Source organism: Ruegeria sp. C11, from assembly GCF_056537725.1.
On record NZ_JBQFSB010000012.1, the window covers coordinates 85,252 to 100,344 of the forward strand.

Annotated in this window: 11 protein-coding genes; 8 read left to right on the forward strand and 3 right to left on the reverse strand. The window is 58.6% G+C overall.

Annotated features, from left to right (window positions below; genetic code table 11):
• Positions 1 to 84: 84 nt before the first annotated feature.
• From ACR0NA_RS18920 to ACR0NA_RS18955, 8 genes are all read left to right on the forward strand, one after another.
• Entirely contained in the window at positions 85 to 1,365 is a 1,281-nt protein-coding gene (locus tag ACR0NA_RS18920) for a Coenzyme F420 hydrogenase/dehydrogenase, beta subunit C-terminal domain (RefSeq protein ID WP_480731643.1), read from the forward strand.
• Between the two features lie 167 nt (positions 1,366 to 1,532).
• Positions 1,533 to 3,212 carry a N,N-dimethylformamidase beta subunit family domain-containing protein gene (locus tag ACR0NA_RS18925; protein ID WP_480731646.1) on the forward strand — a complete coding sequence of 560 codons (1,680 nt, stop codon included), beginning with the start codon at positions 1,533 to 1,535 and terminating at the stop codon, positions 3,210 to 3,212.
• A complete protein-coding gene (locus ACR0NA_RS18930) occupies positions 3,209 to 4,306 on the forward strand; it encodes an AraC family transcriptional regulator (protein ID WP_480731648.1) in 1,098 nt (365 codons plus the stop codon). Before ACR0NA_RS18925 ends, ACR0NA_RS18930 begins: the two co-directional genes overlap by 4 nt.
• Positions 4,307 to 4,429: 123 nt before the next feature.
• On the forward strand, positions 4,430 to 6,046 hold the full coding sequence (locus ACR0NA_RS18935; RefSeq protein WP_480731650.1) for a xylulokinase: 1,617 nt from the start codon (positions 4,430 to 4,432) through the stop codon (positions 6,044 to 6,046).
• Positions 6,039 to 6,698: a class II aldolase/adducin family protein gene (locus ACR0NA_RS18940; RefSeq protein ID WP_480731652.1), complete on the forward strand. Its 660-nt coding sequence runs from the start codon at positions 6,039 to 6,041 to the stop codon at positions 6,696 to 6,698. The genes ACR0NA_RS18935 and ACR0NA_RS18940 overlap by 8 nt, the downstream gene beginning before the upstream one ends.
• Positions 6,695 to 8,152, forward strand: coding sequence for an aspartate aminotransferase family protein (locus ACR0NA_RS18945; RefSeq protein ID WP_480731654.1), 1,458 nt, complete (start codon positions 6,695 to 6,697; stop codon positions 8,150 to 8,152). Before ACR0NA_RS18940 ends, ACR0NA_RS18945 begins: the two co-directional genes overlap by 4 nt.
• Positions 8,153 to 8,155: 3 nt before the next feature.
• The gene (locus ACR0NA_RS18950; RefSeq protein WP_480731656.1) at positions 8,156 to 8,782 is read left to right on the forward strand and encodes a hypothetical protein; all 627 of its coding nucleotides are present in this window, start codon (positions 8,156 to 8,158) and stop codon (positions 8,780 to 8,782) included.
• Positions 8,783 to 8,926: 144 nt separating this feature from the next.
• Positions 8,927 to 9,589 (forward strand): GntR family transcriptional regulator, encoded by a 663-nt coding sequence (locus tag ACR0NA_RS18955; RefSeq protein WP_480731659.1) that lies wholly within the window; start codon positions 8,927 to 8,929, stop codon positions 9,587 to 9,589.
• Here ACR0NA_RS18955 and ACR0NA_RS18960 read toward each other — a convergent pair.
• The 3 genes from ACR0NA_RS18960 to ACR0NA_RS18970 form a co-directional block, all read right to left on the reverse strand.
• On the reverse strand, positions 9,577 to 10,713 hold the full coding sequence (locus tag ACR0NA_RS18960; RefSeq protein ID WP_480731661.1) for a mandelate racemase/muconate lactonizing enzyme family protein: 1,137 nt from the start codon (positions 10,711 to 10,713) through the stop codon (positions 9,577 to 9,579). The two genes, ACR0NA_RS18955 and ACR0NA_RS18960, sit on opposite strands and share 13 nt — an antisense overlap.
• 87 nt (positions 10,714 to 10,800) lie before the next feature.
• The gene (locus ACR0NA_RS18965) at positions 10,801 to 12,492 is read right to left on the reverse strand and encodes a BCCT family transporter (protein WP_480450500.1); all 1,692 of its coding nucleotides are present in this window, start codon (positions 12,490 to 12,492) and stop codon (positions 10,801 to 10,803) included.
• 63 nt (positions 12,493 to 12,555) lie between these two features.
• Positions 12,556 to 15,018 carry a CoA transferase gene (locus ACR0NA_RS18970; protein ID WP_480731665.1) on the reverse strand — a complete coding sequence of 821 codons (2,463 nt, stop codon included), beginning with the start codon at positions 15,016 to 15,018 and terminating at the stop codon, positions 12,556 to 12,558.
• Between the last annotated feature and the right edge of the window lie 75 nt (positions 15,019 to 15,093).

The following is a 15,093-nucleotide window of genomic DNA, read 5'->3' on the forward strand; positions in this document are numbered from 1 at the left end:
AATACGCCCTGCCCTATATCTGCCGTTTTTGGACAAGCCGGACGGGCGGGGATGGATTGGGATGGGCTCGGTGGAGGAAATTTCGTGACACAAACATCAAGCCCGGCCGAGCGGCTGAACCGGATATCCGAAGATGCCATGTGTATCGGCTGTGGCTTGTGTCAATCGGTGGCCGGACCTCAGACAGTGCAGATGCAGGTCGTTGAAACCGGTTACGAGCGGCCGGTCGTGACCGGAGAGCTGACACATGAAATGGTGGATCATCTGATGGATCTGTGCCCGGGCACCCGGATTGAGGGCCTGCCCGGGTGCGAGATCGACGAAACCACAAAGACCGATCTGGTCTGGGGTCCCTACCAGAGCATGTCTCTCGCCCATGCCAGTGATCCCGATGTAAGGCACAAGGGATCAACAGGGGGCGTTTTGACCGCCTTGGGGATGTATCTGGTCGACAGCGGTGAGGTCGATTTCATTCTGCATGCCAGAGCGTCCACAACTCAACCGACATTCGGAGAACGCGCCGTTTCGCCCACAGCTGCGGACGTACTGGCGGGTGCCGGGTCGCGCTATGGCCCGACTGCACCGCTGATTGATGTGCTGGAGCAGCTGGAAAAGGATCGCCCTTTTGCCTTTGTGGGCAAGCCTTGCGACATCGCTGCGCTGCGCAATCTTGCGCGCGTGGATGCACGGGTGAACACGCTGGTCAAATTCATGCTGACCCCGGTTTGCGGGGGCTTCATGCCGCCACAGGGCATGGCGCGTTTTCTGGATCAGGAACTTGGGATCAACCCCGAACAGGTGACCGGATTTCGCTATCGCGGCCACGGTTGCCCCGGCCTGACCCGGGTCGAGACGGCGGACGGGATGGTTCACGAAAGGCGCTATACTGATTTCTGGGGAACCGATGAAAGCATGTGGGTGCTGCCTTTCCGCTGCAAGGTCTGCCCCGACGGTATCGGTGAGGCTGCGGATATCGCGGCCTCGGACACATGGCCCGGTGGCTCTCCTGATCCGGCAACCGAAGACAACGATCCCGGCACCAACGCCATTGTCGTCCGCACAGCGCGTGGCGCCGATCTGGTGGACCGCGCGGTCGCGGCAGGATATCTGACGGTCACAACGCCGGTCGATCCACGTTACATGGACAGTGTCCAACCGCATCAGCGCAACAAGAAATACGCCGCTGGTGCCCGTCACGAAGGCCTGCGCGCCGAAGGTAAAACGACACCCATGACCAATCGGCTTCGGCTGGATGCGCTTATGAGCGATCTGGATGCCGAGCAAGCTGCCTTCCAACGGGAAGGCACGCGAGAACGGGTTCGGATCGGCAAAGCCTCGGAACCCACGCCCAGACCGAAAATGTGACGTCGACTGTCACCAGATTAGCCAAAACCATGGTTATAGCCACTTCTTGCGCGAGCAGATGAGGCTTTGACTTGTCGGCTTTTCTGCAAAAAGGAATGGTGCAAAGATCGGTTGCGGGGCCGCTGGCGTCAGTTGGTCCGGAATTTCTACCACTATGGGAATGACCTATGTCCGCCTTGGAATCCGCCGCTCCGGCGACAACGCCCCGCACTCGCGCCAAGGCGCGGCACATTCTTGATAACTACTATATCGGTCCGTCGCGGGATGCTGAGGTACTGGAAATCTGGGGTTATACAAAGCGTATGACCTATGCGCCCGGTGACAATGTGGCCTTGCGTGTATCGACGACCGCCGAAACATGGAGCCTTGAAATCGGTCGCGACGGTGCGGTTTATGAGGCCATGCTGACGGAAACCGGTCTGAAAGGCGTGCATCAGGATACACCGGCAGATTGTTCGGTAGGTGGTTGCGGTTGGCAGTCGTCTTTTGAATTCACCATTCCCGACGATTGGAAAGAAGGCGGCTATCTGGTGACATTGCGCGCCGAACGCGACGGAGACATGGTCGAGGAACACCACATGTTCCTTGTCCGCCGTGCGGCCGACAAACCGCCCGCGCCGTATCTGCTGGTCTGCGCCACGGGAACCTGGCTGGCCTATAACTGCTGGGGCGGATCGAACCATTACGAAGGCATCACTGGTCCCGATGGCAATGCCTTCTCACCGGTGGTCTCGACCCAACGCCCATGGACGCGCGGGTTCTGCAAATTACCCGAAGGCGCCCCCCGGGCAGTACCCGAAGCCCCCCACACCCCGGGTGGAATGGTTCGTTATCCTTACATGGAATGGGCGTATAGCTATGGCTATTCCAAGAAATACGCCTCGGCCGGGTGGGCCAGTTATGAACGCCATTTCGCCCGTTGGGCCGAGGTGCAGGGGTTTGAAATCGACTTTGCCACCCAACACGATCTTGATGCCGATCCGGATTTGCTGAGCCGATATCGCTGTGCCATATTTGTCGGCCACGACGAATACTGGTCCGCTAACATGCGTCACGCCGTTGATCGATACACAGAAGCCGGGGGTAACATTGCGCGGTTCGGTGGCAACTTCCTGTGGCAGACCCGCATCGAGGACGAAGGGCGCAGCCAGGTTTGCTACAAGTATACGGCCGATCAGGACCCTCTGGTGGGAACCGATCAGGACCATCTGGTAACGGCAGCCTGGGAGGTTGATCCAGTCAACTGGCCCGGCGCAAAAACGTTTGGTGTCAATGGGTTGAAAGGGGTTTATGCTGGGCTGGGGCGCTGCGTGGGTCAGGGCAGCGGCGGTTTCACGGTATACCGGCCCAGTCATTGGGCGCTGGCCGGCACCCAACTGGGCTATGGCGATCAGTTGGGCGCGGCATCACGCATCTTTGGCTATGAAGTGGATGGCGTGGACTATTGCATGGAGGACGGCCTGCCCTATGCCACAGGGAATGACGGGGCCAACCCCGAGATGGAGATTCTGGCCCTTGGCCTAGCCACCAATATCGAACCACAGCATGATATTTGGGGCGAAACCGTCTATATCGGAGACGCCGATGCGACTTTCAAAGCGCACACCATGTTTGGTGAGGTCACGGCAGAAACGCTGGACCGCAGCTCGCGGGGTAACGGGGTAATCGTGAACTGGAAACGTGGCAAGGGCGAGGTTTTTACCGCCGGAACCTGCGAATGGATCATGGGGCTTGTACGTCACGATTGGCAGGTCGAGCGCATAACCCGGAACGTATTGCAGAAGTTTGGCCACATGTCTCCGGAGATGGCGCCCCCAGATCCAAAATCGAACGAACAGGCTGTATGAAACAAATGCCCGGCACCCCGGATACTTCATTCACAGAGGCTTTGCCCACAGGTCACGAAGCAGGCGAGAATGACACCCGCTATCTGACCGCGGATATCCCGGTTTTCCTGATCCGCTGTCTGACTGCAACTATGAAGGATCTGGGGATTTCGACATCGCGACTGACGACAGGTCTTGGCCTGTCGATCGAAGACCTGACCGACCCCTACTGCCGCGTTTCCTTTCGGCAGGGTCGTGAATTCATCCGCCGTGCGCTCGATATGGCCGAGGATCGGGCACTGGGTCTGGAAACCGGCTCGCGCGAGAGAATAACCTCCATCGGTCTGGTCGGATTTGCGATGATCACCAGCAATACGCTGGGTGACGCCATTGAACTGGGGCTGAGGCTGCAAAAGGAAACCGGCAGTATGCTGGAGTTTGATGCGCGGACCGAAGACGGGGCTTTCCTTGTGTCGGCAAACAGTCGATTTCACGATCCCGACATCCATGTCTTTCTGGTTGAAGAGGCTTTTTCCAGTTTCATGCAACTTGCGCTGGACCTGATCGGTGACACGTTCAAGCCGCTGCGCGTCGACCTGACCTATCCCGAACCGGTATACTCCGGCCTGCGATACACAGAGGTTTTCGGATGCGACATACGGTTCGGACAGCCGGAAAACGCCTTTGTCTATGATCTGGCTTGGCATCAGACGCCCTTGTTGACCGCCGACCCATTGGCCCACAAGCAAGTACTGGGGTACCTGCAGGAAACCGGTATACGGGCACGGGAAATGATGGAGCTTGTGGAAACGGTTGAAAGGATTATCCGGCAGAACCTTTCCGATGCACCAAAGTTCTCTGCCGTGGCAAAAGCATTACATATGAGCGACCGGACACTCCGCCGAAGGCTGGGCGAGCTGGATGTGACCTATCAATCGCTTCTGGATCGGCAAAAAAGGCTCAGGGCGCTGGACTTGCTTCGCAACCCCGTCTGGTCACTGGATCAAGTCGCGCAGGAGGCTGGATTCAGCGATCCGCAAAACTTCCGCCGCGCATTTCGCCGCTGGACCGGAAAAACGCCAGCGCAGGCTCGCCGGGAAATGATGGAAAGATAGATTGGCCGACAGCATCTGAGTGGCCACATTTTTGGCCGATTATGACCCTTCACTGGCCATTTCGGAAGTTAGCGCAGCCCCTGATGGTGCCTAATATCTGATGTCACAGGTTCAAGGCAGCAGATGCAAAGCGACAGAAACACAAACATTAAAGCCCACATTCTGGCGATCGACCTTGGTACCAGCGGGTGCAAGGTCGGTGTCATTTCGCTGGACGGAAAGGTATCGGGCTGGGCCTTTCGTCCCGTTGCCTTGCATGTTGTGGACGAGGTCGGCGCCGAGCAGGTGCCCCATGATTGGTGGACTACCTTTCTGGGCGCCGCTAACGACGCGCTTACGCAAAGCGGGGTGAAACGAAACAGCATTCTTGCCATCTGCAGTTCCACGCAGGGCGAAGGTACTCTTCCGGTCGACCGGGACGGAAATCCGTTGATGAACGCGATCACCTGGTTGGACATGCGTGGGCAGCAGCACCTTCATGACAGCATGAAGGGTTCGCTGAAGATTGCGGGATATGATCCGCTAAAACTGGTTCGATGGCTGCGCCTGTGCGGCGGGGCCCCTGCTTTGTCGGGCAAGGACCCGGCAGCGCATATGCTGTTGGTAAGGGATCGCTTTCCGGGCATTTATGAGCGCACCTACAAATTCCTCAACGTCTTGGACTTCTTCAACCTGCAGCTCACCGGTCGGTTCGTGGCAACACAGGATTCCATTCTGACCTCATGGGTGACAGACAACCGTGATCCCGCCAACATCCGCTATGATGACAAACTGATCGCCCAGAGCGGTATTGAGACGGACAAATTCCCTGACCTTGTTCGCTGTGACGAAGTGTTGGGGCCGGTTTTGCCGGATGTTGCCGAACAGTTGGGCATTCCATCCTCCACACCGGTCGTCGCTGGCGCCATCGACAACACCGCCGCGGCCATCGGCAGCGGTGCAGTGGTGGATTATGACACCCATCTTTATATCGGGTCATCCTCGTGGCTGGCGGCGCATGTGCCGTTCAAAAAGGCCAATGTGTTTCACCAGATCGCTTCGGTTCCATGTGCCCTGCCCTCACGCTATCTGATGATGGCAATGCAAAGCAGCGGCGCAAGCAGTATCGAGTTTTTCAAGAACAGAATGCTGGATCATCCTGACGGGCTGACCGAAGGCGGTGCCCCCCGGGATATCTTTGCCCGCCTCGATACGGCGGCAAGCGGAATTGCGCCCGGCAGCGAGGGCCTGATGTACCTTCCCTGGCTGTTTGGCGAACGCTGCCCAAATGATGAAAGCGCTTTGCGGGCGGGTTTTCTGAACATTCATGCCGATCACAGCCGCGCCACCATGGCCCGCGCGGTTTTGGAAGGTACCGCGCTAAACACCCGAATGATGGCCGGTTCCGTCAAGCGGTTTCTTGGCCGTTGGCCGGGGCAGATCAACATTGTCGGTGGTGGCGCGCAATCGGACAGTTGGTGTCAAATCTACGCGGATGTCCTGAATACTCCGATCCGCAGGCCCGTCGCGCCGATCAAAGCCAATGCGCTGGGGGCTGCTGTCATAGGCGCCGTGGGCGTCGGCCAAATGGACTATGCCAGTGCGGCTGAGATGGTGCATATCGAAAAGGTCTTCGAACCTGATCCGGCAAACAAGGGCATCTATGACGCCCGTTTTGATGTTTTTCGCGATCTGCAGAAGCGCCTGACACCCACATTCCGGCATCTCAACTCCAACACATCGGGAGGGGCACATGGTTGACTTCGTTCACGAACGCGCTGCCATTGTTGATATCTGTCACAAGCTGTCCGATCAGGGATATCTGGCCGGAACCGGTGGCAACGTCGCCCTGCGGCTGAATAAAGATCTGTTTGCGATTACACCGTCGGCCACCGATTATACCACGCTCACACCCGCTAACATCGCGGTAATCCGGCTGAACGGGTTGGAACAAATCGATGGTGACAAGCCCGCATCGGTGGAAAAAGGACTGCACGCACGAATGCTGAGCACGTTCCTCGACAGACCGGCCAGCATCCATACCCATCAGCCGGTCGCCAGTGCGGTCGCCTTGCTGCACAAGCGCCTGGATTGGCCCGACGGATCGGACAAGGCAGTTATCGGCGATCACATCGCTCTGGCCAAATACCGGCCGTCTGGTACCGGCATGCTGGTCAAAGCCCTGGGCAAGGCGTTGCGCAAGGATGTCTACTGCTATCTTCTGGCCAGCCACGGCGTGATCGCATCCGCCTCTTCGCTAGAACAGGGTGCCGATCTGGTTGCCAAGATCGAGGATGCGGCAGCGCAATATCTGAACCCACTCATCCGGAACAACCCGAACCTTTCGGACGTCACCCGTCAAATGACGCTTGGCACATTGGAAGGTATCCTGACCAAAGGATCAGTATCGTGAACGCGGAACAAAAGATAAAGCAACCTACTGGCCTGCCGACCTATCCGGATACGAAAGCTGTCATGGACAAGCTGCAGGCGCTGCTGAAGGAACCCGTACGTTCGATCCGGCCCGACGCGATGCCGCAGGTTTTGGAATACTTCGAGAAGAATTGCCAAAAATCCAAGGATTTGTCAGCGCGCGCGGCCGAAGTCATACCCGGTGGTGTTCAGCACAATCTGGCCTTCAACTATCCCTTTCCGCTGGAAGCTTCGAAATGTGAAGGGGCGTATATGTGGGACGCCGACGGCAACCGCTATATCGACTTTCTGCAGGCAGGCGGGCCAACACTGTTGGGATCAAACGATCCGGATGTGCGTCAGAAGGTGGTCGACCTGCTTGAAGATTGCGGTCCCGTCACCGGCCTGTTCCACGAATACGAAATGAAGCTTGCCGAACTCATCCGCACGCATATGCCAAAGGTCGAGATGTTTCGGATGCTGGGATCGGGTACCGAGGCCGTGATGGCCGCAATCCGGCTGGCACGGACCTTCACCGGCAAAAAACAGATCATCAAGATCGGCGGCGGCTATCATGGCTGGAGCGATCAGATGGTTTACGGCCTGCGCGTGCCCGGAACCCGGCGGCGCGAGGCTATGGGCATTCCGCGCGGCACCACGACACGAACGCACGAGGTGTTCCCGAATGAGTTAGGCACGTTGCGCCGCAGGCTGATGCTGAACCGGATGCGGGGCGGGACCGCCGCCGTCATAGTCGAGCCGCTTGGCCCGGAAAGCGGCACCCGCCCTGCCGACCGCACCTACAACAGTGAAGTGCGCAAACTGTGCGACGAATTCGGAGCGCTTTTGATCTTTGACGAGGTGGTGACGGGTTTCCGTACCGGAATGGGCGGGGCGCAGGGGTATTTCGATGTCTACCCCGATCTGACCGTGTTCGGGAAATGCCTGACTGGTAGCTATCCGATGGCAGGTGGTATCGGCGGCAGGAAAGATGTGATGATGCGGCTTGCGGGTGGTATCGGCGGCAGTCAGAAACGCGCATTTGTCGGTGGCACCCTATCCGCCAACCCGCTCTCCTGCGTCGCCGGATACTATGCGATCCGCAAGATGGCCGAGACCGATGCCGCCGGCCACGCAGGTCGCGCCGGTGATCGCCTGCGTCAGGGACTGACTGAAATCCTTGATCGGCTGGGCCTGCCGTTTGTCGCCTATAATTTCGGCTCGATCGTGCATCTGCAAACCACGGCGGTCATGTTGATGAGCATGCGCACACCGCTGAAGCTGATGCGCGAAGCCAACGCACGCAAACACGCGATGGAGGAGATGGGCGCCGCCTATCTGGCACATGGTATCCTGACGCTGGCAGGCAGCCGCATCTATACCAGCATGGCCGACACGGATGACGTGATTGACGATGCGCTGAACCGTTTCGAAGACGTATTCAAACTGGTTTGAGCAATGGCTGATCGTACCAAGATTGAAAAGAAAATGCGGCAGGCGGCAGAGCTTCTGTCGGATCAGGCGCTTTTTTTCGCCGGCGATACGCTGACAATGCGGGTCCCGGAGTTGAATAAGGTGGCGATGTTGTCACACGGCGGCGCTCTGGAATGGAGCGCGCCAAACCCGGACGGATCGGCACTCCAGCGTATTTACTCATACCGGCCGGACGTGGGTGCTGCGCTGCAATGCGGGATGGGCTGGCTGCGGACCATGCACGAAATGGCAGCCCCCATGCCTGCAACCTTTGACGAACAGGTTCGACATCTGGGGCGCGGCGTTCCGGTCTTTCAAAAAACCGCCAACGAGGCGATGCAACCCAAAAACCTTGCAGGAACCACGAATGCCTTTGTTTTTGCGGATACTTCCTTTTGTCTGGGCATGGGTCTTGAACGGTTGCTTTTGAACGTTGAACTGCTTGAGAAATGCGCCAAAGCCTTTGTTCTTGCAAAGTCCACCGGTCAGACCGTCAGGCAGATACCCATTTGGGTCCAGTTCATCGCTGATGGCCGCCTGAAAAAAGACGAACGCAAAGCAGCTGAGCATCACGCGCGGGGCGAGTTCTCTTTTCTTGCCAAAGGGTACTGATAACCCTTTTACAGCACGATCGGGTGGTGGATCTGCCGCTGACTGCAAAGCTGCGTAATCTGGCCCTCAGTATTTGCCACTGGTCGTTTTTACCTGCGCATTGTAAATAGTCATGCCTAATATATGAATTGATCGGAGCACAACTTGTCCGAGGCCGAAAAAGCATATGAAGCCATGGAAGCCATGGTGGTGATAGGCCAGCTATCTCCGGGCAGCCTGCATACCGAACGGGAACTGGGTGAGCTTCTTCAATTCGGGCGCACCCCGATCCGCGAAGCGCTGCAACGCCTTGCGCATGAGGGGCTGGTCGAGATTCAGCCACGTCGCGGCATCCAGATCCCGCCCATCAGCATGGATGATCAGATGAAGCTGCTGCGCGTGCGCCGCGCGGTTGAATCGATCTGCATCGAAACGGCTTGTGAAAACGCATCGGACACACAACGCCGCGCACTTGCCGATCTGGCGGAGAACCTGAAACGCTCGGCGGATAACGTTGATAACCGTGCCGATTTTCTGCGGATTCTGCGAACCGCGCACGAAGCGCTGACCGAAGCAGCGGATAATCCGTTTCTGGTTCGTGCCATGCGACCTGTTCAAGGTCTTTCACGCCGGTTCTGGTTTTTTCACGCCACTTTCGAGGATTATCAGCACGCGGCCAGTCTGCACGCCGATATTCTGCACACCGTATCGAAGGGCAACAAGCAGGCCGCGTGCGCCGCATCGCACGCACTTATTGACTATCTCGAGGCGTTCACCCGCGCGACAGACAACCTGCGCCCCGGCCTCGCGCAGGCTCAGGTCCGATAGGTTTCTATCCGTTCCCAGTCGATCCGCATGCCAAGCCCCGGCGCTTGTGGCACGGGCAGATAACCGTCGTCATCAAACGCAATCTCTTCACGCGTGACGGCCCATCTGAGTGGTGAAGCTGAAGTCGAGAATTCGGCCATCTCCAAGGGGTCGCGGCTGGCAAGAACATGCAGGTTAGCTGCAAGTGTCAGGTTCGAGTTCCAGCCATGGGGCGCGATCCTGTCACAGCCAAAATGCTTCGCCATTGCCTGCAACTTCACAAGCCCGGTCAGCCCGCCGATATGCGACAGGTCCGGTTGGGCGATGTCTACAATCCCTGCCTCAAAGAACGGACGCCATTCCAGCGGTGCGGTCAGACCAAGATCGCCCACACCCACCGGCAACCCGCATCCTTTCAGCAATGCGTGGCCATCAATGTCGTCCAGCGGCAGCGGAGCCTCCAGCCAGTGGATATTGCAGTCGTGCAGCACCGGCAGCATACGCTGCACATCCTCCACCGTGTCGAATGCCGTGATCGCATCGACCATCAGCGGAAAGTCCGCACCCAGATGTTCGCGCGTCGTGCGGATCATTTTTTCGGCCAAAGCCGGATCTTCGTGCCAGAACCTGTCGGCGGCGATCTTTATCCCCACCGGGTTGTAGGTTTGAACAGCCTTGTCCAGCTTGCGGCGCGCCTCATCCGGGCAACGCCCCAGAGGGTAGATGGTAACGTATCCAGGTACCCGGTCGTGACGACATCCCCCCAATAGCTCTGAGACGGTTTTACCTTCAGCCTTGCCCTTCAGATCCCACAGCGCGATGTCGATGCCCGAAATGGCATGCATCACCAGGCCGCGGCGACCGATAAAGCTGGTCTGCTCCAGCATGTCCATCCACCGCGCTTCGATATCGGTGGCGTCCCTGCCTATCAGAATCTCGCGCAGACCCCGCTGCAAGGGGGATCGCGTCGGGGCCGAAATGATAGCATTGGCGATAGACGGGATGGTGTCGATTTCGGACACACCCATCAACCCGTCATCTGTACTGATGCGGATCAGACAGGTGGAATAAGCTGTGTCATGGGCGTCCTGCTCCGCGGGTTTTGACGCGTATAGTTCAATAACGCCGATATCGGTGATGCGCATCTTGGGCTCCGTGAATGAAATGGACGGCCCCAAAAGGGCCGCCCGTAAGAAGCGGTTGGTCCGCTCAAATTTACTGCTCCGGTCAGATCAGGCGCGCAGGTCCTGCGTAACCCTTGTGCCGTCCGGCGGGGTTACAGTCTGGCTGATCGGGGTCGCCGACGGGTCTTCGCGCAGCGACTTGTAGAGGCCGATGGCCATCGCCAGGATCACGAAGGACATCGGGAAGCCTGCGGCGATGTTCGCCGTCTGCAACGCCGACAAACCGTCCGCCAGCAGAAGAACGATCGCCGTTGCACCGATGCCGAAGCCCCAGATGATACGGAACTTGTTTGGCGGGTTGTCATCGCCCATCGACAGCATCGTCGTGATCACCAGAGTGCCCGAATCCGCCGAGGTAACGAACCACGAGAACAGCAGCAACGTCGCCAGTGCCCACATCGGCCAAGTCAGCCAGCTCAGGTCACCCATCCAAGACGTGTTGTTCAGGTTCTCGATCGCTCCGTACAGCGCGGCGGGCAGATCCCAGGCACGAACGGTTTCGATCAGGCCTGCACCACCTTCGGTTGCCGGTCCGGTGCCCATGTTCAGCTCTTGCCAGATGGCGGTACCGCCGAACATGCAGAGCCAGAAGAACGCGATGCACGTCGGTACGAACAGCACGCCCACCATGAACTCGCGAATGGTCCGCCCGCGCGAAATGCGCGCGATAAAGATACCAACCAGCGGTGCCCATGCGATCCACCAACCCCAGTAGAAGATGGTCCAGCCGCCCTGCCATTTGACGGAATCGCCGTCAACCGCAGTCCAGAAGCCCATCGGGATGAAGTTCCACAGGTAATCGCCCAGAGTGGTAACGTAGAAGCCCAGCAACCACTGGAATGGGCCGATGATGATGAACCCGGCCAGCAGAACGATCGACAGCCAGATGTTCCATTCGGAAATGATCCGGATACCCTTGCCAACACCGGAAACGGTCGAAGCAACCGCGATCACCGTCACGATGATGATCAGGGCGATCTTTAGACCCATGGTGTTCTCCATCCCGAAAAGCACATTCATGCCGGTCGCCATCTGGCTTGCACCCAGACCCAGCGAGGTCGAGATACCGAACACCGCGCCGAACACGGCCAGCAGGTCAACCATGTGACCGATGGGGCCATAGATCTTTTCGCCGATCAGCGGATACAGCGCCGAGCGCATGGTCAACGGCAGCTTTTTTCTGAAGCCGAAGTAACCAAGGCACAGGCCGACAATCACATACAGCGCCCAGCCGTGAAAACCCCAGTGGAAATAGGTCACACGCATCGCGTCGATGGCACGCTGCATGTTCATTTCCGTATGCCCGTTCATGTCGGCATGCGGGTTATTCGGATAGCCGAATGCGCCAGAGTTGTCGAAATAGAAGATCGGTTCAGCCACGCCGAAGAACAGGATGCCGATCCCGATACCAGCCGAGAACAGCATGGCAAACCAGCTGAAGTTGCTGAATTCGGGGCGGGAATCATCGTCCCCCAGCCGCAGCGAGCCGTATTTCGAGAACATCAGGAAGAAGCAGAAAAGCATGATCCCGGCAACGACCGAGATGTAGTACCAGCTTAACCCGCTTTCCAGCCAGGAGCGGATCGAGCGATAGATGCCGCCTGCGAACTCTACGTTGAGGATGGTAAAGATCACGAATGCGGCGACCATCGCCTTCGCGGCCAAGCCCATGCCGGGGTGCAGACCGGTAAAGAAACCGGATTTAGCCACCAGATGGGCATTGGGGTTTTCGTCTGACATATGGGACCTCCCTTTTGACGAAATGGAGGCGCGCCCGGCGGGGCACGCCAATTACGGCCCGAATTACTCGGGCAAATATTTCTCGGACCAGCTTGTGCCGGCCGCGCCGTGTTCGACCATTTGCTGAATTTGTTCCTCGTCGTATCCGATTTCCGTCAGAATTCTGGTCGTGTGCTCCCCGTATTTCGGCATCGGCCCCGGTATCGTGATCCTGCCGGTTTCAGTCCGCACCGCATTGGGCGCCACCAGATCGCACCAACGACCCATCGGGTGCTGGTCATGGCGGATGACGCGGAATGTCGCGCTGGAAATGTCGATCTCGCCTTCACTTTCAAGCTGCAGCGACCGGTCGCGCGTGTCGTGCAGCGAGGCCAGCGGAACCACCGTGTTCTTTCCGTTTGCGAATGCGGTTTGCCAATGATCCAGCGGTCGGGTCCGGAAACGCTCGGCCAGTGCCCCGTGCAACTCATCTTCAGGAAGATTGGCCAGGTCCGCCAAATCCGCCACCGTTGTCAGGGCATTCTGCCGTTCGATGGGTGCTGCGAAGAACATCCATTGATCGGCAGCCTCGTAGCAGTGATAGAACGGCCCCCAGCCCAACGCCTCGCGGCCCGATGGTTCGTTGAACGGGGCTCGTCCGTCATAGTCGTACATGAATTGCGCCTGGATCAGGTTACCTGCGCCCGCCAGCGAAGCGCGGGCAATCCCGCCCTTTCCGGTTTCACGCAGACGCAACAAGGCGCCGCCCAGTGCGACGCAGGCACAGAAACCTGTCAGAACGTCGATAGTGCCGAAATGAGCGTGTTCCTCGGGCGTCTCCATGCCACCCCCGAACCGCACCATGACCCCGGTCGCAGCCTGTGCTAGATCATCGTAACCGAGGTGATCGGATTTCGGCCCCCGCGTCGGCCCGCCGAACGCATCCAGTTGCACAAGGATGAGTTTCGGGTTGATCGCGGCCAAACGGTCCGGAGACAGACCCAGCTTGTCGCGCTGTTCGTCCGTGCCGTTCATGGTAATGACATCCGATCGCTCGATAAGTTTGGCCAGCGCCTCCTGCCCGTCGTCGGAACGCAGGTTCAACAGGATGCTTTCCTTGCCGCGTTGTGCGTGGATACCGAAGACAACAGTGTTCCAGGGATCTACCGAAGGCTCAACCGACTGAACCAGAGTGACATCCGCCCCAAAGCGGGTCAGCGTCGACCCGATTGTCGGGCCAGCGATCACGTTGGTCAGGTCCAGCACCTTCAGCCCGTCCAGCCAACCTCCGTTTCCGGTTTGGCCGCCGCTGCGGGGGGCCTCAGTCAGCAGCGCATCAAGATCAGCGGAACCCGGGCCCGATTTCACCGCCGCTTCGTCATCGCCCGACAGCCAGGCCACGTTGCCCATCTGCCGCATCTCACCGTTACGGGCATCATCGACTTTCAGCACCAGACCGGAGGCCAGGGCATGCGGATCGGCCAGCCATTCTTTGGTGAAGCGCTGTGCCGTCGCGGGTGCCTTGGCGGTTCCGAACAGTTCTTCCCACTCGTGCGAAGGGCGCGTCAGAAACGCCTTTTTCATTGCGGTCGAGACCCGCTCGCGATCCGACGCGCCAACAGGGTAATTTCGGATGGACCATTCGGCGGGCCAGTCCTTTGTGTCCAGATAGGCCGAGAAATCCGGCAATTCGTCTGCCAGCTCCTTGAGCCCCAATGTTTCAAGAACCCGGCGCGGGTGCGTGGCGACCGATCCGGAAACCACATAGAACCCACGCCCATCGGCGCAGGTATAGGTGCGGTAGAACGGATCGAGGAATTCGGACAGTTCTTCGAACTTGAGGTTCATCGGCAAGCCTTCGGCGGCCCTCCGGTCCAGCTCGACCTCACGCGGGGACTTGTAGCGTTCGGGGTAATCTTCGATTTGTTCGCAGTTGTAGATCAGCCCTTCCAGCAAGGCCGAGGCCAGCGGAACCTCGATGTAATCACCGCCATTGTTTTCACGTGCGTTCAGTGCAAACAGCACGGACATCGCGCCGAAACTTGCGCCGTAGGCCGAGGCCAGCGTCAGAGGTGTGAAGGAGGGGTTGATGCCCATCAGCCGCCGATTCAGGCCCATATCGGTAAATTGACCGGTATAGGCAGCAATCACCGCCTCCCAGGCGGGCAGTCCGGCCAGTTCCGGGTCGGTCGAGGCAAATCCCGGCATCGACAGATAGACCAACTGATCGTTGGCGGCGCGCAGGGCCTTTTGTCCCAGACCCAGCCGGTCCATGACACCGGGGCGGAAATTCTCGATCACGACATCGGCGCGTCTGGCCAGCTCAATGGCTTTGGCGCGGCCTTCATCGGTCTTCAGGTCCAGCGTAAGCACCTTTTTGCCGCGCGAAATCATGTCGAAGGCCGGATCGTCAAAAGCCGGTCCGCCGGGTGGGTCAATCCGAATGACCTCGGCCCCCATATCCGCCAGCATCATGCCAACCAGCGGTCCGGCCAAATATTGGCCGAAATCAAGGACACGGATGTGGGAAAGGGGTCGTCTCGCCATGTATCACCTATGCATGTTCATTGCTTGGGTTGCGCAAATTTGGCGAAAGCTACTCGCAACAGGTGCCGATAGACA

Excerpts from the sequence above, each read along its gene's own strand:
- ACR0NA_RS18930 (WP_480731648.1), top strand. The coding sequence starts at position 3,209 with ATGAAACAAATGCCCGGCACCCCGGATACTTCATTCACAGAGGCTTTG.
- ACR0NA_RS18960 (WP_480731661.1), bottom strand. The coding sequence starts at position 10,713 with ATGCGCATCACCGATATCGGCGTTATTGAACTATACGCGTCAAAACCC.
- ACR0NA_RS18965 (WP_480450500.1), bottom strand. The coding sequence starts at position 12,492 with ATGTCAGACGAAAACCCCAATGCCCATCTGGTGGCTAAATCCGGTTTC.
- ACR0NA_RS18940 (WP_480731652.1), top strand. The coding sequence starts at position 6,039 with ATGGTTGACTTCGTTCACGAACGCGCTGCCATTGTTGATATCTGTCAC.
- ACR0NA_RS18935 (WP_480731650.1), top strand. The coding sequence starts at position 4,430 with ATGCAAAGCGACAGAAACACAAACATTAAAGCCCACATTCTGGCGATC.
- ACR0NA_RS18950 (WP_480731656.1), top strand. The coding sequence starts at position 8,156 with ATGGCTGATCGTACCAAGATTGAAAAGAAAATGCGGCAGGCGGCAGAG.
- ACR0NA_RS18925 (WP_480731646.1), top strand. The coding sequence starts at position 1,533 with ATGTCCGCCTTGGAATCCGCCGCTCCGGCGACAACGCCCCGCACTCGC.
- ACR0NA_RS18970 (WP_480731665.1), bottom strand. The coding sequence starts at position 15,018 with ATGGCGAGACGACCCCTTTCCCACATCCGTGTCCTTGATTTCGGCCAA.